Origin of the sequence: Streptomyces sp. NPDC059037, assembly GCF_042740015.1 — a bacterium.
In the GTDB taxonomy this organism is placed as follows: Bacteria; Actinomycetota; Actinomycetes; order Streptomycetales; family Streptomycetaceae; genus Streptomyces.
The window spans coordinates 3,905-22,079 of record NZ_JBHYIG010000001.1; the positions used below are offsets into that span (position 1 = coordinate 3,905).

20 protein-coding genes are annotated in these 18,175 nt (G+C 71.7%); 1 reads left to right on the forward strand and 19 read right to left on the reverse strand.

Annotated features, from left to right (window positions below; translation table 11 throughout):
- Positions 1-140 precede the first annotated feature (140 nt).
- The 19 genes from ACFWY6_RS00035 to ACFWY6_RS00125 form a co-directional block, all read right to left on the reverse strand.
- Complete coding sequence (locus tag ACFWY6_RS00035; RefSeq protein WP_384684166.1) at positions 141-638, reverse strand: hypothetical protein; 498 nt, start codon at positions 636-638, stop codon at positions 141-143.
- Between the two features lie 29 nt (positions 639-667).
- Positions 668-1,909 (reverse strand): MFS transporter, encoded by a 1,242-nt coding sequence (locus ACFWY6_RS00040; RefSeq protein ID WP_384684169.1) that lies wholly within the window; start codon positions 1,907-1,909, stop codon positions 668-670.
- 39 nt (positions 1,910-1,948) lie between these two features.
- Entirely contained in the window at positions 1,949-2,902 is a 954-nt protein-coding gene (locus tag ACFWY6_RS00045; RefSeq protein WP_384684171.1) for a hypothetical protein, read from the reverse strand.
- Between the two features lie 265 nt (positions 2,903-3,167).
- Entirely contained in the window at positions 3,168-4,181 is a 1,014-nt protein-coding gene (locus ACFWY6_RS00050) for a hypothetical protein (protein WP_384684174.1), read from the reverse strand.
- 21 nt (positions 4,182-4,202) lie between these two features.
- A complete protein-coding gene (locus tag ACFWY6_RS00055; protein WP_384684177.1) occupies positions 4,203-4,553 on the reverse strand; it encodes a hypothetical protein in 351 nt (116 codons plus the stop codon).
- 2 nt (positions 4,554-4,555) lie between these two features.
- The gene (locus ACFWY6_RS00060; protein ID WP_384684180.1) at positions 4,556-4,774 is read right to left on the reverse strand and encodes a hypothetical protein; all 219 of its coding nucleotides are present in this window, start codon (positions 4,772-4,774) and stop codon (positions 4,556-4,558) included.
- Positions 4,775-5,016: 242 nt separating this feature from the next.
- Positions 5,017-6,186, reverse strand: a complete 1,170-nt coding sequence (locus tag ACFWY6_RS00065; protein ID WP_384684183.1) for a hypothetical protein — start codon at positions 6,184-6,186, stop codon at positions 5,017-5,019.
- 13 nt (positions 6,187-6,199) lie between these two features.
- On the reverse strand, positions 6,200-6,739 hold the full coding sequence (locus ACFWY6_RS00070; RefSeq protein WP_384684186.1) for a hypothetical protein: 540 nt from the start codon (positions 6,737-6,739) through the stop codon (positions 6,200-6,202).
- Positions 6,739-7,662, reverse strand: coding sequence for a glycosyltransferase family 2 protein (locus ACFWY6_RS00075; protein WP_384684188.1), 924 nt, complete (start codon positions 7,660-7,662; stop codon positions 6,739-6,741). Before ACFWY6_RS00075 ends, ACFWY6_RS00070 begins: the two co-directional genes overlap by 1 nt.
- Before the next feature lie 169 nt (positions 7,663-7,831).
- Entirely contained in the window at positions 7,832-8,377 is a 546-nt protein-coding gene (locus ACFWY6_RS00080) for a hypothetical protein (protein WP_384684191.1), read from the reverse strand.
- A gap of 35 nt (positions 8,378-8,412) precedes the next feature.
- The gene (locus ACFWY6_RS00085) at positions 8,413-9,432 is read right to left on the reverse strand and encodes a hypothetical protein (RefSeq protein ID WP_384684194.1); all 1,020 of its coding nucleotides are present in this window, start codon (positions 9,430-9,432) and stop codon (positions 8,413-8,415) included.
- Positions 9,433-9,645: 213 nt separating this feature from the next.
- Positions 9,646-10,260, reverse strand: coding sequence for a hypothetical protein (locus tag ACFWY6_RS00090; protein ID WP_384684197.1), 615 nt, complete (start codon positions 10,258-10,260; stop codon positions 9,646-9,648).
- On the reverse strand, positions 10,257-10,628 hold the full coding sequence (locus ACFWY6_RS00095) for a hypothetical protein (RefSeq protein WP_384684200.1): 372 nt from the start codon (positions 10,626-10,628) through the stop codon (positions 10,257-10,259). The genes ACFWY6_RS00090 and ACFWY6_RS00095 overlap by 4 nt, the downstream gene beginning before the upstream one ends.
- Before the next feature lie 121 nt (positions 10,629-10,749).
- Entirely contained in the window at positions 10,750-11,529 is a 780-nt protein-coding gene (locus ACFWY6_RS00100) for a hypothetical protein (RefSeq protein ID WP_384684202.1), read from the reverse strand.
- Positions 11,530-11,554: 25 nt separating this feature from the next.
- Entirely contained in the window at positions 11,555-12,016 is a 462-nt protein-coding gene (locus ACFWY6_RS00105) for a hypothetical protein (protein ID WP_384684205.1), read from the reverse strand.
- Between the two features lie 60 nt (positions 12,017-12,076).
- A complete protein-coding gene (locus ACFWY6_RS00110; RefSeq protein ID WP_384684208.1) occupies positions 12,077-13,591 on the reverse strand; it encodes an ATP-binding protein in 1,515 nt (504 codons plus the stop codon).
- A gap of 43 nt (positions 13,592-13,634) precedes the next feature.
- A complete protein-coding gene (locus ACFWY6_RS00115; protein WP_384684210.1) occupies positions 13,635-14,177 on the reverse strand; it encodes a hypothetical protein in 543 nt (180 codons plus the stop codon).
- Positions 14,178-14,203: 26 nt separating this feature from the next.
- Positions 14,204-14,677, reverse strand: a complete 474-nt coding sequence (locus ACFWY6_RS00120; protein WP_384684213.1) for a DUF6238 family protein — start codon at positions 14,675-14,677, stop codon at positions 14,204-14,206.
- Positions 14,678-14,742: 65 nt separating this feature from the next.
- Positions 14,743-16,215, reverse strand: coding sequence for an SCO6880 family protein (locus ACFWY6_RS00125; protein WP_384684216.1), 1,473 nt, complete (start codon positions 16,213-16,215; stop codon positions 14,743-14,745).
- A gap of 345 nt (positions 16,216-16,560) precedes the next feature.
- On the opposite strand from ACFWY6_RS00125, the gene ACFWY6_RS00130 reads away from it, so the two are divergent.
- Positions 16,561-18,114: an aldehyde dehydrogenase family protein gene (locus ACFWY6_RS00130; RefSeq protein ID WP_384684219.1), complete on the forward strand. Its 1,554-nt coding sequence runs from the start codon at positions 16,561-16,563 to the stop codon at positions 18,112-18,114.
- Positions 18,115-18,175: the final 61 nt, after the last annotated feature.

Sequence of the window (18,175 nt, forward strand, 5' to 3'; positions counted from 1 at the left end):
GTGACCCTCCGCGGCCACCCCCCCCACGCGCGCGGCGGGGTGGCCCCGCCATTGGCCGCCTCCCGCCGAGTTTTGAGACCGGGGGTTTGCGTGGGGTATAACGCGTCGCGCGGTCCGGCCCGCAGCGTTCGCCCAGACCCTCAGCGGAACGGGTTCTCCGTGCCGAGGTCGGCCTCGGTGGCGGCGTCGAGAAGCTCGGGAAGATCGGTTCCTTCGGCGTCCCGCTGGTCGATCCACCACCCGGCGCGGCTGATCGTGCGGATCTTCTCTTCGAGCGCGGCCCAATCCGCCTCGTCCCAGGTGCCTTCGGTGACCAGCGCGGTGTAGGCGGCGGTGACCAGCTGGTGGCGGGAGCGTTCGCCCCAGTCCAGAGCCTTCTCAGGGCCTTCGAGCGGGGGCATCTCGAACTGGGCGGTCCAGTCGGCGGCGGCCTGCTGTTCGGCAGCGCGCTTGGTGGCGAGCCACTGCTCCTTGCTGGCGCTGTCGTTGTCGCGGGCGGCCTTCCAGCAGTCGGTGCAGTCCTTGGAGGCGAGCCAGCGGGCGAAGGAGGCCCGCTTGTCGGCGGGCCGGTCGGACAGGTTGTGGGTTATGGCGTGCCCACAGGCGTGGACAACTTCAAATTCGGAGCGGACGGCCATGGGTGAATCTCCTTGCAGATAGCGGGTGTTCAGCGGACGGCGTGAGCCGGTGCCCGGCGGTGCCGTCCCCGGCGGCGGGCGGCGGCGCCGGGGACGGCGAGGGGGCGGCGCGCGGCGAGCAGGACGGCGAGGGTGAGCGTGGCGCCGACGACGGGCAGGGCCGCGCCGAGGCGGGCATGTTCGGCGAGCGTTCCGGACAGGGCGGTCCCGGCGGCCTGGCCGGTGCCGACCGCGGCGATCAGCCAGGCGTACGCCTCGGTCGTGGTGCCGGGCGGGGCGAGGGCGTCCACGGTCAGGAATGCCGAGGTGATCACGGCGGTGAGCAGCAGGCCCGGCACTGCTGTCAGTGCGATGGCCGCGACGGGGCCGGTGACCGCAATCAGCGGGAGCCATCCGGCGGCGAACAGGAGGGCTGCCGACAGGAGTTGCGCGGTGAGCGTGCCGGGCCAGGTGCGCCGCCCGTACAGGAAGCCGCCGACGAGGCTGCCGGTGGACAGCGCGGCGGGGATGAGCCCGGACAGCAGGTCCGTCCCGAGGTCGTCGGCCAGGGCGACGGCCCACACGTTCATCGCTCCCAGGGCGAAACCGACGCCGCTCACCGCCACGAACAACCACCGCAGCCCCGCGTGCGTGAGGGGCCCGAGCGCCCCAGTGCGCTGGGGTGCGGGAGCCGGGCGCCAGCGGCGCGAAGGCGCGGCACTCAGCACCACAGCCGTGCCGAGCAGCCCGAGCGCGGCGCTCACCACCATCGCGGTGCGCGGTCCGGTCGTCGTGGACAGCGCGGCGACCAGCGGCGGACCGGTGACGTAGATCAGCCCCTGGGCGCCGGTGTCGAGCGCGAGTGCGGCCCGGCGCCGCGCCTCGTCGGGCAGGACCACGGGCCACAGGGCCCGCAGTCCTGCTTCCAGCGGCGGGGTGCTCAGCCCGGCGAGCGCGACAAGAGTGGCGGCCAGGCCGGGCCGGGCGGCGACCTTGACCACCGGCAGGGCCAGCAGGCAGACGGTGGTGAGCAGGACCGCCGTCGCGGTGACCAGGGTCTGGCCGCGACGGTCGACCATCCGGCCCAGGACCGGCTGCCCGACGGCGGAGGCCAGTCCGTACAGCGCACACAGCAGGCCGCCCGTCTTCAGCGATCCGCCCTGGTCGGCGACGAGGAGGAGGATCGCGACGGGCGCCATGCCGTTAGGCAGGCGTCCGATCAGCGTGCCGAACAGCAGGCGGGCGACGTGGCGTTGCGCGAGCAGCGGGCCGGAGCCGGTGGTGGAGGTCAACGCGTGCTTTCTGGGGTGAGGCACCCCGGGCCCGGGGTGCTAGCGGCGGCGGGCAGCGCCGGGGGCGGGGGGGGGTGCTGCCGGTCCGGCGGGCGGTGTGGTCGGCGGTGCCGAGGACGGTGGGATGATGTGGAACACGGGGCGTGGAGTGCGGTGGGGCGGCAGGACGCCGGCCCCAAGGCTCTCGGCGGCGGACTCGATTTCCCCCGTCAGCGCGCCCAGTTGCCGCGCTAGCACGGAAAGACGGGCGGCGGAGTGCTGGCCCTGCTTCGTCTCCAGCGCGTCGGCGAACTTCGCGGCCCGGTCCAGGAGTTCGGCCAGGCGGGGCAGCGGACCGCGGGAGAAACCGGAGTCGTCGACGGCGCCGAGCAGGGCCATGTAGACGTCCCCGGTGTGCCGCGCCTCGTCGACCTGCCGGACCAGCTTCGCAACCGGGGCCTCCGCTGCGGGAGCCTGGGGCGCGAAGGGAGCGATGTCCGGGTGCAGGACCCCTGCGGGTACCGCGGGCGGGGCCACTTCGACTGCCTTGTGTACGGAGTCGTAGTGGCCCAGGACCCGCATCTGCTCGCTGCCGAGCTCGCCCGCCAGGACCACCACCGTCTGCTCGCCCTGATCGACGAGATACGCCAGAGTGATCAGCTCGTTGCTGGCGCTGTACCAGACATCGGTCGTGTCCAAGTCGCCGCGCTCCCACGCTGCTTGCGCACGGTCCTGCCAGAGCCGAAGTTCTTCACCGCTCAGGGGTGGGGCGACGGGGCGGTGCTGTCCGGCGAGGTCACCGATGATGAAAGACCTCTCGGCCCAGGCCAGCACGTAGGGCCACAGCTGGAGGTGACGGACTCGCGAAGCATCGGGCTCGTCTTGGCCGACGGGCGCGGACCGGATGCGGTGGATCTGGTCGGCGGCGTGGGCCATGTCGTCGACCAGCTCGCGCCAGGCGGCATGGTGCCGGGCCGGCGGCATGGCGTCCACGGCGCTCCGCGCGGCGGCCAACAGGGTGTTCGTGTGCGGCAGTACGTGGCGCTCGAACGCCTCGGCGCCTTCTTGACGCCTGCCGCGCGCAATGACTGCTGCGGCGTGCGAGGCATCTGCGGCATCGGCCGCCTGGGGCCAGGCGCGCTCGTAACGCCCGTGGATCAGTGCGAACTGTGTCTGGAAGGTGTGCAGTTCGTCGAGGGCGGTGCCGAGGTCTTCGGCGGGAGTGTCGGTGATGAGGTGCTCCGGGACAGGGGTGCGGCGCGATGGCTGCGTGCGGGGTTCAGCGGCGCGGGCCGGGGGCCGCTGCGGCTACTGCCGGCGGGGGCAGCGCGGCTGTGGGCAGTGCCTTGGGCTTTGCCGGGGTGAGGGATGCCGGGGGTGTGGCGGCGTGGGCCATTTCGATCAGTTCCTCGCCGTCGATGAGCCACACCGCCCCCGCATCGGCGAGGGCCTCTGGATCCGGGTCGTCCAGTTCGCCGAGATTCAGGCCGTCCTCCATGCGATCGAGGAAGACGGCCTGCTCGGTCGGGAGCGGCGTGTTCTCGCGCAGGGTGGCGATGAACGCGGTGGCGTGGGTGCGGAACCGGTACAGCGCCGCCTCCAGGTCCACGGTGTCGTACGTCCCGGGCTCGCTCTCCTGCGCCCAGCGCAGGTCCTCCTCCGCTTCGTCCAGGCGCGAGAGATAGATGGCCCGCTCGTAGTCGGGCAGCAGGCGGGTCTGGATGAACCGGGCGGCGAGGCGGGCGTCGGACGCGATGACGCTGCGCGGAGCCGGGGCTGTCACGCGGACGTAATCGGGGCTCGGGGTCAGGGCGCCGACGATGTACGAGCCGTCGGAGGGCCGTTCGGCCAGCAGCAGTTCGGTGCCGCCGCCGTCACGGAGGATCGCCGCGAAGCCCAGGCTGTTCGTCTCCAGGAGGCCGTGGAGCGTGCCGGTCTCCCACAAGTAGTCCCGCAGGTAGTGCTGGTCCTGCTGCTCTCGCAGGGGTTCGACGTCTGCCATCCAGTGGCCGGGCAGCGCCGCCATGATCGCCTCGGCGATGTCGCCGAGGTAGGGGCGGGTGTGAGTGGTCACGGTCACCTGGCAGTCGCGGGCGGCTTGGTGGAGATGCGTGAGGGCTTGGCGTGCCTGGGCCTGGTCATCCAGCGTCAGGGTGTGGATCTGGTTGTGGTTCTGGGTGAAGCCGGCCAGGTCGAGGGCGGTCTCGGCCCACCTGCGGCCGGTCCCGCCCGGTAGGGCGATGATCTTGTCGCGGGCGCTGAGGTACAGCGTGATCTTGGCGGATGGGGTCATGGTGCCTTGTGTCGTGAGGAGTCAGCGTCGGGGCCGCTGCGTGGAGTTGGGCGCGGGCTGTGACGTCATCGCGGCTCCGGTGCGTGGCGGCCACCAGTTCACCGGCGCGCGGTGCCCGGCGGCGGGGAGCAGGTTCGGATCGAGGTCGACCTGGTAGCCCGCTGCGCTGAGCATCTGGGCGGCGTAGGTGGCCTTCTGGTTCTCGCGCTCCTGGCCGGTGTCGAAGTGCAGCCGGATCCATACGCCGCGCAGGGTCGGGCGGAAGATGAACCCCGCGCGGTCGAGGAGCTGGGCGGCGAACTCGTCGACGGGGCCTTCGACTTCGACTTCTCCGCCGCGTTTGCGGGCGATGCGGATGGGCTCGGTGCTCATGCTCACCGGCCCCGTCCCGGCCCGGCGCCGTGGGCGCGTCCGGCGACGGGGACCGCGGCCGGTTGCGCCGAGGGCTGCGCTGGGGCGGTGGACAGCGCGGGGGCGCGCTGTGGAGAGGTGGCCGCGGCGGCCTGGGCGATGCGCTGGCGGCGCTCCAGCAGCCCGTTGCGCACGTACGGGGCGGGCGTGAGCGCGGGGTCGAGCGAGTAGTCGGCCTGCACGGCAAACCCGTGGGTACGCAGGTCCTGTACGGCCTGGCGGGCGCGACGCTGGCCGTCCTGTTCCGGCTGGGTGAGCCGGTACAGGCCCGGCAGGTCGGGGACGGGCTCGAACTGCTCGCGGGTGAGGAACCACTCGGCCAGGTGCGGGGTGACCGCGGCGGTGGGGGCGGCGACGAAGCCGTGTTCGGGGTGGACAGCGAAGTGGAAGTGGTCGGACAGAAGGCGGATCCTTTCTGCGGGGGTCAGCGGTGCGCCGCGGAAGACCGGGTCACGGCAGGGGGTGCCGGGCGGGCGGTGAGCAAGCGCGGGCTCGGCGCGGCCAGCGCCACCGCTCCGCCCGGAACAGCGGCACGGGCCTGGCGCTCGAACGCCGCGCTCTCGGCGAGCCAGGTCTCGATCGCGGGCAGGGCGGCGAGCCCGAAGCGGCTGCGGGCCTGTTTCCACCCGTCGACGGAGAACAGGACGCCGCTCAGGGCCTTGTCCTCGTCCCGCGTGTCCTGGCTGTCGGCGAGTGCCGTGCGCAGACGCTCCAGCGCGGTGGCGTCCTGGGGCCAGGGGGTCATGGCAGGGCGGCACCGGCTGAGCAGGACGGGAGCGTGCTCAAGGACGTCGCGGAAGGAGAGCCAGGCGAAGTCGGCGAACGTGCGCTCCATCTCGGGAATCATCCGAGCGTCGGCGAGCGGTACACCGTCGCTGTAGCGGCCGGACGCCTTGATGGCCTGCAGGGTCTCGTGCTCGGCCCGGATGCGCTCCAGTGCGCTCAGGACCGTGCCGAGCCGGCGCTGGTGCAGGGCTCGGCTGTACTCGGGCAGGAACGTGGTGGTGACGGCGTGTGCGGCGAGGCCCGGTTCGGCGGGCAGCGCGATGCTGCGCGGTGCATTCGGCTCCTCCCAGTTGTCGTCGTACTCCTCGGTGGCGAAGGCGCCCAGGAGGTATCCGCTGCTGTGCCCGGGGCGTTCGATCAGCAGCAGTTCGGTCCCCATCCCGTTCTTGAGGACGACCGCGCCGGGCACGGGGTCGTGGAGCAGAGCCTGGAGGAGGTCTCCGCTGTCCCACAGCGGGCCGATGAGGTCCTCCTGCACGAGAGGGTTGCAGTAGAGCTCCAACTGCGCGCTCCAGGTGCCGGGCAGCCGGGCGGCGATGTCGTCGCCGAAGTCCCCGAGGTAGGGCCGGGGGCTGGCGGTGATGGTCGCGCCGTGCTCGTAGGCGCGGTGCACCAGGGCACGGGCCATCTGGCGGTCGGCCGGCCAGTCGGCCAGCGGCGCGGCGAAGGCGCCGCCGGGGATCCGGTGGAATCCGACCTCTTCCAGGGCGCGGGCGGCCAAGCGGTGCTCCTCGCCGTAAGGGATGGCGACGAGCCCGTTGGCGCGACTGGTGCTGAGGATGATCTGAGTGGAGGGTGTGGGCGACATGGGGTCCAGGTGGTCAGCGCGCAGTCCGCGACACGGGGACCGCGGGGGAAGGACGTTGAGCGGGCGGAGGCGTCACCGGGGCCATGGCCAGGCGGAGCCGCTCGGCTCTGCCGCCGCTCTCGGTGTGGAGCTGTGCGGCGGTGGCGATCAGTTGGTTCCGGGCGGTGCTGCACTTCTCGGCCGCGATGATCCGCAGTGTCTTGGGGTCGCCCCGTAGGTGCGAGGTCTCCACCCCGGGGATGGCTTCGCGGTAGAAGCCGGTGGACACACAGTCCAGGGCCTCGGTCAGGTGGCCCATGGCGCCGGTGACGGCGGTCATTGCCTCGGCGAGCCGCATCAGAGTGAGGCGCTCGGGGAGGTGGACTGTCTCCGGGGCGGTGAAGCGTTCCTGCGCGCGTTCACCGGCGTAGGTGAGGTGGTGGGCGAGCAGGGCGATGTCGTCGGTGAGCGCCGCCGGGTCCACCTCCGCGTGGGTGATAGGCAGCTGGCCGGCGACGTCGTTGAGCCTCCGGGCGAGGTAGTCCAAGGTCGCCTGGGTGACGCCGGAGGTCATCAGGACACCAGCTCCTGCCCGCGTGTTTGCCCGTGCCGCAGCGCGGAGCGCAGTGCACGGCCGTGCCGGAAGGCGAAATCGCGCGAAGGGCCCCGGAGATCGCGGTAGGCGCCGGCGCCGCCGGCGGTCATCTGGGCGGGATGCTGCCGGTAGAAATAGACGACGTGCGGGAGCAGTTCGCCTGCGGCGAGGTTGGTCACGCCGTTGACCATCAAGAAGTCTTCCCCGGAGGGGAGCCCACCGTGTCCGCCAGCGGCGAGGACGAGGTCGGTCTGGGCCAGGAGCATGGTCTGGCCGAGCGGGATCTGGGCCTCGGGGCTGGCCCAGTAACCGGTCACGTCACCGGGCTGGTGCACGCCTGGCGGCGTCGGGCAGCGCCAGATCGTGGTGGAGCCGTCCGCGTGAAGGTCGGCGCTCCAGCCCGCCACCCAGCCCAGACCGGTCTCGGTGATCCTCTGGTGCCGGATGGCGAGGCTGTCGTCCGGCAAGAGATCGTCGTCGTCTAGGTAGCACACCAGGGTGGTGCGGACGGTGCGCAGTCCCAGGTTGCGGGCGGCGGCAGCGCCGACCGGGCGGGGCAGTTCGACGACGCGGATACGGGCATCGGCCGCCAGCGGTTCGGGCAGGAGCGCGCGGTCGGCCCCGTCGAGGACGAGGACGGCCTCCCACGGCACGGTCTGCCGCATCAGGCTGGCGTGCAGTTCGGCGAGGTAGCCCAGGCGTTCGGGCCGCAGCCGGGTGGCAATGACGACCGTGATGTCGGGACGGGAGTGCGAGGACAGGACGTTTTTCTCCAGAGACGAAAGGGGCGAAGTCAGCGGTGGGTGGCGGGCCGTGCGGCTGTTGAAGTGGGTGCCGGCGTGGCGCGGGCCGGTGCGGTGCGTGGCGGCCGTGTGGCGGGCACCGGTTGTCCGGGAAGCCACAGGTAGGCGTGGTCGCTGAACCGTGTGCGCGGGTCGGTGTTCCAGTCGACGGTCGGTCCGCGGTCTGCCGCGTACAGGCTGATGACGTCGATCCCCGGCGGGGCGCAGGACGTAATCCCAGTACAGAGAGCCGGAGTTGGCCTCGGTGATGACCTCGCGCTGGTGCGGGTTACCGGCTGGGGGCAGGCGCGGTGGGAGGGGCGTGCGGCGGAGGCGGAGGCAGAGCGGGCGGCGTGCTGGCCGGGTCGTTGGCCCGCGCCTTCGGTGCCGGCGCGGGGTTGTAGGCGGCGCGCAGGATGGCCAGGTCGGCTGTGTGCGCGAGAGCCAGCACGTCAAGGCTGCGGCTGGCTGCTGCCATCAGCATCTTGGGCGGGGACTCTGGCTCCGCTCCGCGGTTCTGGCCGCGCCATCGGGCGGCGGACAGAAGGTAGTCGCTGACCGCTTGGAGCACGGGTTCGGCAGCGTCCAGGAGGTGCTGGGTGACGGCGCTGGCCTGCGCTGGTGTCTCGGCGGCGGCGAGTGCGTCGTGATACGGGGCGAGGTCCGGGCCCGGCAGGGGCGTGTCCGGCAGCGGGTGTTCGCCCAGGAAGGGTTCGGCATCCCGTTTCGCCCAGCGGAGCAGGTCGCGGTCGGTGGCGATGCCGTAGCGGGCGGCGGTGATCTGGTCGGCGTCGCGGCCGACGTTGTGGTACAGCTCGAAGTCGGGGTCGGGCAAGGGCTGTTCCAGGTGAGGTGCGGTGGAAGGCCGCGCTACACGCGGGGCAGGGCGGCGGAGTTCACGGGCGGGCCGGACGCGTCGGTGCGGGCGCAGGTGTAGGCCAGGAGCGTGGAGGGCGCGGCCTTCGCGGGGACGGTGGCGGCGTCGTTGCAGACGAACTCGTAGCGGATGCTCGTGCGCGGGATGTCGTGCAGCCAGGCCCGGTCGTCCTTGCCGGGGTTGAGCTGCAGTCCGGAGCGGGCGACCGCGTCGGTCTGGGTGTGGGTGTGGGAGAAGAAGACCAGCGCGCCGCCGTCGGTGGTCTTGAGCGCGTACGCGTCGCGGTAGCGGTTGGTGGCGCCGGCGAAGGTGCTGGTGCCCTGGCTGCCGTACTGCTTGACGGTCTTGTCGTGGACCTTGATCTGCTGGCTGCTCGCCTTGCTCTCGGTGAAGACCTTCTTCCCGGAGTTCTGGCCGCCGGTGGCGAAGTTGTCCAGGACGCCGCTGCGGAGCAGGTCGGCTCCCGCGGCCAAGTCCTTGTTGCTGTTGGCGGCGACGGCGGTGGCGTATCCGTCGGCGTCCAGGGCGACCTTGGGCAGGTCCGTGCCGTACAGATCGGCGACGGAGACCATCTCCCACCGCTTGTGCTGCGGCTGTTCGGCAAAGACGGCGAGCCGGTTGGGGGCCTTGCCCTTGGTGCCGGAGAGCGCGGCGGCGAACCAGCGCGGCTGGCCGGGGGCGATCCGCGGGATGTACAGCTTGGCGTTCTGTGTGTCGTACGCCCACGGCTTGTACGCCTTGCGTTCGGACTTGGTCAGGCCCTCGGTCTCCTTGTACTCGGAGACCGACATGGCATACAGGGGTCCGTCCTCGATGGTGTCGAGCAGGGCGCGGTCGCGGTCGGCGTTGGCCTTGTTGTTGACCGTCGCGTACCGGCCGATTTCGGCGAGGGCCTGCTGCTTGGTCAGCGCGGGCGGCAGCTCCCGCTCCTTGTCGGCGCTGGCGGACGGGGCGGGGTTCTTGGCTTCGGGGCTGTCGCTGCCGCTGTTGCAGGCGGTCGCGGCCAGGGCCACGCAGGCGGTGGCGATGGCCAGGGGGAAACGGTGGAGGGGGCGGCGGATGAGGTGCTCCTCAAGAAAGGGGGTGGTGGGTGATCCGCCTCTAGAGTCCGGACAATCCCCGGTTTCGCTAACCGGGGATTGTCGGCTATGTTGCCGCCTTCACCCGAGCGGTCACGCGGGCGCGAAGCTGCCCCGGAGTGGGGTATCGCGCGGCGTCGGCCCAGGTCAGCGAAGGGTTCTAGAGGCGGTCGGCGACACGGGAGTGGACACGGGCCGTGCGGCAGGTGTCCGGTTGCGGTGAGCGGGCGGGGCAGCTGGTGGACGCCGTGAGCCGGATGCAGCCGCGACGAGCAGGTCGGCGTCCCGGTGCAGGTTGCCGGCCGCGTCGGTCAGGTGCCGGTGGGCACTGAACAGCCGGTCGTCCAGGGCCGCGCGTGCGGTGTCGATGGCCTGGACTCGTTCGGGGGTGCGTGGGCTGGCGCTGATCTCATGGAGGCGGCCGATCTGGGCGACGGCCTCGCCCAGCTTGGCCAGCGCCCAGCCGAGAGGATCGGCCGCCCGCGTCATCAGGGCGACTTTGCGATGGGCCAGGGCATCCGCCGCGCCGGGATGCTGCTTCGCCGCCCGGCCGTGGATGGCGGCTTCATGCGCGAGAGAGGCGAAGACGCCCGCGATGACGCGGACTTGGTCCTCGACTTCCTCGCTGATGCCGGCGAGCGAGTGAGTGGACTCCGGAGCTGGCAGATCGTCGGCGGCATGGTGGATGCGCTCGGCCAGCGAGTGCAGGTGCGCCGCCTGCTCCAGACCGGCGAGCGGACCGGGCGGCTCTTGCGCTGTCACCGAATGCGACCAGGCGTGGGCAGCACCGCCGTCGGCAGCCCGATGCTCGAGCCCGAGACGGTCGCCTTGGTGGTCTGGCGTGCAGGGGAGCGCGGGGCCAGGGCGCGCATGCGGTCGACGGCGACGTGCAGGTCTTCACCGAGCCCGCGCAAGGTGGACGCGGCGTCCTCCAGGTCGTAGTGGAGGTCGAACCCGTCGTCGTGGTCGGCCTCTTTGGCCTTCTCGGCCGCCGCTTCGAAGAACTCGGCAAGCCGCTCCAGCAGGCCGTCGGTCGGTTCCAGGACCTGCTCGGCCAGGGCAGCCGCGTGCTCGTAGGACGTCGTGCCATTGAGCTGGTCGGTGAGCGCGAGGACCTGGCGGCCGTACACGTAACGGCCGTCGGGATCAGTGGGGGTGGTGACGCCCGCAGCGGGGACCGCGGGTGTGGCGGAAGACGTGGACAGGTGGGATCTCCTGAAAGCAGGGGCGGGCTGCGATGCCCGGCGGGGGCTAGCGGTGATGGGCGACGGGTGTCGAGCCCGGCAGCGGGGCGCGGGTGTGCAGCGCAGGCGGCACGGCGGTAGGCGGCGGGTTGTGCCGGAGGTTGACGCCGATGCCGTGGGCGGCGAGCTGCTGGACCACGCTTAGGACGCGCCGAGCCTGGGCGATGTGGCCGTACGCGGCGGGCAGCAGGAAGGCGCCTTGGTGCGGGTGGTACTGGAAGCCGTGCGCGTAGAGCGTGCTGCGGGCCTCTGCGGGCACCATCGCGTATGGCGTGCCGAACGCGCCGTCGGCGTACCGGGTCAGGGTGAGGACCTGGTCGACCTCGGGCGGCGCGGGGCGCAGCGGGGGCTCGGGCTGTGCCTGAGCGTTGTGGTGTACGGCGGCCAGGGCGTGTTGGTAGCGGGGCAGGACGCGGCGGCTGACCGCGACGGCGGCGCGCAGCGGGTCGTTGCTGACCTTGATGCCGTTGGGCTCGTCGACGCCATGGAAATGGTGGGACTTGAGGCCCTCGTCCGGGGAGAGGGGGACCACGAGGAACTGGTCGGGATGCAGCGGACGGTCGATGACGCACAGTCGCTGACCGTCGGGTCCGGCCAGCTGGGCGTCGTGACCGAGGACGAATCCGCCGACGGCCCAGTGGACGTGGCCGTTGTCCCAGACTTCGTCGTCGAGGGGGAACTGGTCGCTGTACGCCTCGTGTTGGCGGTACGTGCTGTGCCAGTCGCCGGGCAGGCGGGCGGCGAGCGCCTCGGCGAAGGAGGCGAGGTCGGCGCGGGAGGCGGGCATGGGCTCCTTGGAGGTGAGGGCAGGGCTACCGGCTGCGCGTCGCGCGGACGGGCGTCGTGCCGGCTGCCTCCGGGCGGATCGGGGCGAAAGCCGGACGGTGTGCCGGGTGCGGGGCGGTGTGGTCGGCCGTCGCAACCTGCCGGTAAGCGTGGATAACTGCCTTGAGGTGCTCGACGGCATCGGCGCGGCGTGCCGCCAGGATGTCGATCTGCGTGGCGTTGTTCTGCAGGACGCCGAGCGAGTTGATCGATGTCTTCCCCGTGGCGACGCGCGTCAGAGTGGAGGCCGCGTACTGGGCAGCGTCGATGAATTGTTCGTGCAGGTGGTCCAGGTGGCGTGCGGCCATGTACACGAGCTGGGAGAGGACGTCCTCGGGGCTGTTGGCGGTGTGGAGCCGGTCGAGCTGCCGCAGCGAGGCGCCGAGCGCCTCACTCACCATCCGGGAGCCGACGGCAGAGGAGGGCGGAGCGCTGGAAGGGGTTTCCATCAGGGCGTGGGATCCGGAAGGTTGAGGGTGATGGTGGACGGGCCTGGCCTCGACTCGCGATCAATGCATTCGGGCATCTGTATCGAATAGGGCCAATTCGTGCGGATGGAGGAGATGTTGGACGATGAAAGATCGTCCGGCGACCTTCCACAGGCCCCGTCCGCGGTTGAGGTGGGAGATGGCGTCGCTCTCCACTGCAGTGAGGCCCAACAGGGCTGCGGCTGCGTGGAGTTGGTCGGTCTCCTGGCGGTAGATGATGCGGGTGGAGCAGTCGGCGAGCAGACCCTCGGCGAGCGCTCGTCCGCGGGATCCGGCGTCGCCCGCGGTGAGCAGGTCGGACAGCCGGTGGATCACCATCAAGTTGGCGATACCCAGGCCGCGGCTGAGCTTCCACTGGGATTGCATGCGCTGGAGCAGGCCGGGGTGGCGCATCAGGCGCCATGCCTCGTCGTAGACGATCCAGCGCCGACCGCCGTTCGGGTCGGAGAGCGCGGACTCCATCCAGGCCGAGGCGCAGGTCATGGCGAGGACAAGTGCGGTGTCTTCGCCGGAGCCGCCTAGACGGGACAGGTCGATGGTGAGCATCGGCGAGCTGGGATCGAACGCCACGGTGCTCGGCGCGTCGAACATGCCGGCCAGGTCACCGTGGACGAGACGGCGCATGGCGTGGGCCAGGTCGCGGGAGGCGTCACCTAGGCGTCCGGACATCAAGCCGCCGGCGGTGTCGAGTTCGTCGGGGCTGTTGAGCATGGCGGCGATGTCGCCGAGCAGCGGGGTGCGTCCGGTGGCGGCGGCGCGGGTGACCACGGCGTCCAGGGCGACGTCGAGTCCTGTGTGCTCCATCGGCAGCAGGTCCCGCCCGAGCACGGTGCGGGCCAGGGAACCGAGCAGCAGCAGGCGCCTCTTGCGGATCTCGCTCGCCCAGTCCGTCTCGGAGACCGACGGCGGGCGAGGGGCCGCGTCCAGAGGATTGAGCTTGCCCGGCAGCCCAGGACCGAGAGCGATCGAGGTGCCGCCGAGCGCGGCGGCCACTGGGGTCCATTCCCCCTTGGGGTCACACGGCACGTACACGCGGTACCCGAAGGCCACGGAGCGCAGGGCGAAGGACTTCGCCAGGGCGCTCTTGCCCTGGCCGATCACACCGGCCAGCAGCACGTTCGGGTTGGTGAAGCCTTCGATCTTGCCGTACAGGGCGAACGGGTCGAAGCCGAAACTGGCTTCGGCGTGCACGTCGCGGCCGATGTAGATGCCCTCGGCGCCGAGCCCGCCTTCGGCGAGGAAGGGGTAGGCGCCCGCGACGGTGGCGGTGGTCATGCGGTGCGCGGGCAGTTTCAGCTTGCCGCCGCGGGCGGAGGCGGGGCCGGGGCGACCGGCGGGCGGGAAGAGGGGGAGTGGTACCTCCTGCTCGGCCGGTTCGGTGCCGGCCAGGTGCAGAGTGGCTTCGGCGCGGGCCTTGGCGGCGGCCTCGGCGAGCTGGCGGCGCGCGGCTTTGCGGCTGGCGCGGTCGGTGCCGTGCGGGGTGAACAGAGGAGAGGCCGAGGCGCGGCGGGCGCGCCGGGAGGGCCGGTGGCTCATGACGAAGTGGCTTTCAGATGACGGCGGTCGGGGAGGCGGGCGATCACACGACCGGTGAGGCGGTGAACTGGTGGCGCCCGTAGCCGTTGCCGTCGTTGTTCCAGTCCAGGTACAGCTCGCCGTCGATGAGCACGCGGGCCGCGCCGACCTTCGTCTTCATCACCGGCGTCGTGTAGTGGTTGTTGTAGTTGGCGTTGGAGTCGCTGTTCTCCAGCCGCGATTCGATGCCGTAGTAGTTGGCCGACTTGAGGACCGGGTCGGTGCCAGAGACCGACTTCTTGGCCTGCACCTTGAAGTACGCGCCGTCGAAGATCGAGGAGTCGTCGACCTGGCCGTATACCGGGCCGTCCCAGGAGACGGACGCGTAGCTGTAGAGGTAGTCGCTGGACTGCTTGGAGCACACCTTGACGGTGAAGTCCCAGTTGTCGGCCCAAAAGCCGTCGTAGGCGGCGTCGTCGACGGACTTCGTGCTGGTCTTGCAGTGGTAGCTGGCGGCGGACGCCGGGGTGGCGGTGGCGAGCGCGGCGGTGCCGGCGAGTGCCGCGAGGATGACGGCGGTGGAGGTAGAGGGCTTGAGCGTGCGCAATGCAAGGGCCTTTCGAGGGAGGGGAGTTACTGGACGCAGGCGGTGGTGTGGCCAGGCACGGGGCTGTTGAGGTCGGTGGGGGTGGTGGTGCGGCGGACGAGATGGCCGGCGGCGAGGTGGCGCTGGCAGATGGTCAGCACGGGCGGGCCTTCTGGGAGCCGTTCGGGGTGGCACTCCTCCTCGTCTGCGGATGCGTCGTGGACGGCGGGCAGGAGGTGGAAGGCGTCGTGCACGGCGGCGGCGGACTGCCACAGCCGGGTGCGTGCGGTGGCCAGGTGGCGGCCTGCGGTGGGGTGTGGGGACCGGGTTGGCGCCTGGAGCTGGTCGAGGAGGCGGTGCAGGGCGATCAGGTGCGCGTGCAGGACGTCGAGGTGGGTGCGGTCAGCGGGCGCCGGGGTGGTGGCCGCTTGGGAGGTGAGGGCGCGGGTGTGGTGGCGCACTCCGGCACTAGCGGCCCGGAGGTAGGGGTGCGCGTCGCCGACGGGGGTGGCTGAGGTCAAAGGGGGAAGATCCTTCCTGCCGATGCGGCAGGGCACGGGCCCCAATTGGGTGGGGCCGAGGTGGATTACAGGGCGGTGCGGGCCAGGGGCAGCGCGCCGAGGGTGAAGGCGTCGGGCTGCTGGTAGAAGAGGCGGCGCAGGTCGACCTGGGCGGTGACGGCGGCGGTCTCGATCTGCGCGCATGCGGCATCGAGGAGGGCGTCGGTCTCGGCGGAGACGGTGAGCAGGCCGGTCAGGGCGACGTCCGCGTGTCCGGCGATCAGCTGCCGCTCGCGGGTTTTCACGTCGGCGTACTCGACGCTGTCGGCCTCGGAGTCGACCTGCCCGCGCCGCGAGCGCTCGGCGGCATCCGAGATGATCGCGGCCTTCTTGCGCTGAACGTCCCGCATCGCGGACTCGAGCTGCTGGGGCACGTATATAAGGGACAGGCTGCGCCGCACACCGGCGGTGAACATCACCCCGTGCAGGAATCCGGCGCCGGTCTCCGTCCGCGGCCAGTCCTCGACCCAGTACGTGGCGTGCCGCGCGGAGTCGGTGGCCACCCGGTCGTACTCCTCGACCTGCACCACCGGTCCGGCGGCGGCCGGGTCGGCCTCGGCCCGTCCGTTCTCGGACCACTGCTGTAGACCGGAGAGTGCCTTGGGGTCGTACGCGGTACGGATGACGGCGGCGATCTCGCGGGCGGTCAGCCAACCGGTCACCATCAGCCCCGCGCTGCGGGCGGCCTGGGCGATAGCGCTGGTGGTCTGCTCCATCACCGTGAATGCCCCGGGGAAGCCGCCGCCGGCCTGACTGATCAAGCGCTTGGCGGCCTTGAGATCGATGCTGATCGCCAAGTACGCCTCGTGCGGGGCGGCGGCAGGTCCTGCGGAGGCGACGAGGTCGGAGTACACCTGCCCGGCGACCGGGCTTTCGGGGCGGCCCTGCTGGGCCCAGTGGCGGGCGAGGGTGTCGCCGCTGTCGGGCACGGTGCGCTCCAGGACCTGTACGGAGGCGACGTGCCCGGTGCGCGCGATGCCCGCCAGTGCCCGTCCCCAGCCGGACACGTTGTGGTTCTGGGTGGCGGGGTCGAGCAGGGCGAAGGCGCGGGAGGAGACGCGGGCGACGGCAGTCAGGGTCTGGCCGTGCGGGTCGTGAACGGCGGCGGCGCCGTTGGCCGAGTCCGAGGGTGTGACGACGCGCAGGGAGGCGGCAGTGCCGGGCAGGTGCAGGGTGCCGTCGTGGTGGGGGCGGGTGACCGGCCGGGCGAGCCACAGGGTCTGCCCGCTGCGCCGGCGCTTCGCGAAGCGGACGACGATCGGCGCCCAGTCGATCAGGGACCGGCCGTCGCGGCGGATGGCGACCAGGGCGGCGACCGCGGCCCACAGCGGGGCGAGCACGATCGCGCCGAGCAGCCCGGTGCTGACGACCGTGACCAGCAGCAGCGCCAACGCCAAGGAAACCAAGGCCAGTTGGGGAAGGGTTAGGCCGAGCAGGATGCCGCGCTTCGACCTGTGGGGGAATTTGACCGTAAGGGGAGTGATCGAGAGTTCAGACAAGGGCCGTTCCGGTGGTGCGCGGGCGGAGCCGGAGCGGCACACACGGGGGCGTGGTGCGTGCCGCTCCGGCGTGAGGGGCGAGGTCAGATGCCGGTGGGCGGAGGCGGCGGAGGCGGCGCGGGGGGGGGCGGCGGCCCCACCCCCCGGCACCCCCCCCCCCTATTTCGCCACCGATGGGGGGCGTGACGTCACTCAACCGACTCGGGGAGTGACGTCACTCATAGGTGACGGGCCCTCACTCCACTACCGTCCCCCACCAAACGCACGTGGACCGCGAACTGTGCGACCCCGTACGAGCCATGCACCTCCCGCCCCGACTTGTGCACCGTGAGCGGAGAACCCCGAATGGCACCCACCCTCACCACCCCGCTCGTCCTCAAGGCCGGTACATCCTGGGCCGACGCCTGGCAGCGCTGCCTCGCCGTCGCACCCGAGGCCTTCCGCGACGACCACGTCCTGAACCTGTGGAACGGCAGCTGGCAGGCGGACGGCCGCGCCCTGCCCGCCACGAGCCCCGTCGACGGCAGCCCCATCGCGGGCCCGCCACGCCTCGACGCCGCCACCGCCCACCAGGCCGTACGCGCCTCGCTCGACCAGCACCGGGCCTGGCGCCACGTCCCGTTGGACGAGCGCCGCGCCCGCGTCGCCGCCACCCTCGACGCCCTCACCCAGCACCGCGAACTGCTCGCCCTCCTCCTCGTCTGGGAGATCGGCAAACCCTGGCGCCTCGCGCAGGCCGATGTGGACCGGGCCATCGACGGCGTGCGTTGGTACGTCGACGGCATAGAGCCGATGATCGAGGGCCGGACCCCGCTGGACGGTCCGGTTTCCAACATCGCGAGCTGGAACTACCCGATGAGCGTGCTCGTTCATGCAGTGTTGGTACAGGCACTCGCGGGCAACGCGGCCATCGCCAAGACCCCGACCGATGGCGGCGTCGCCTGTCTCACCCTGGCCTGCGCGCTCGCCGCCCGCGAAGGGATTCCCGTCACCCTCGTGAGCGGCAGCGGGGGAGAGCTGTCCGAAGCGATGGTGCGCGCACCGGAAATCGGCTGTGTCTCCTTCGTCGGCGGGCGGGACACAGGCGCGGCGGTCGCCACGGCCGTCGCCGACCTCGGCAAGCGGCACATCCTCGAACAGGAAGGACTCAACACCTGGGGCATCTGGAACTACAGCGACTGGGACGCGCTCAGCGCCGTCGTCCCCAAGCTCTTCGACTACGGCAAGCAGCGCTGCACGGCGTATCCGCGCTTCGTCGTCCAACGCGGCCTCTTCGACCAGTTCCTCGCCGCCTACCTCCCGGCCGTCCGCACCGTCCGCGTCGGCCACCCGCTGGCGGTCGAGCAGGCCGAAGACCCTTTCCCGCAGCTGGACTTCGGGCCGCTCATCAACGCCGCCAAGGCCAAGGAACTCTCCGACCAGGTGGCGGAGGCCATCGACCGGGGTGCCGTGCCGCTGTACCGCGGCGCGCCGGCGGCGGACCGCTTCCTGCCGGGGCAGGACACGGACGCGTACCTGCACCCCGTCACGCTCCTCAACCCGCCGCCGTCCTCGCCGCTGCACCACGCGGAGCCGTTCGGCCCGGTCGACACCATCGTCCTGGTCGACACCGAAGCGGAGCTGCTCGCTGCCATGAACGCGTCGAACGGAGCGTTGGTCGCCACCCTGTCGACCGACGAGCCGGAGACCTACGAACGGCTCGCGCCGCAGATACGGGCGTTCAAGACGGGCCGCGGGAAGCCTCGTTCGCGCGGTGACCGGGAGGAGCTGTTCGGCGGGTTCGGCGCGTCGTGGCGCGGCGCGTTCGTCGGAGGCGAACTCCTGGTGCGGGCGGTCACCCATGGCCCGGCGATGGAACGACCGCCGGGGAACTTCCCCAGCTATCACCTCATGGCCTGAGGCCTCACCCTGAGCCCTCACCCTGAGCTCTGAGTTCTGAGGCATCACCGGCGGGGAGTCG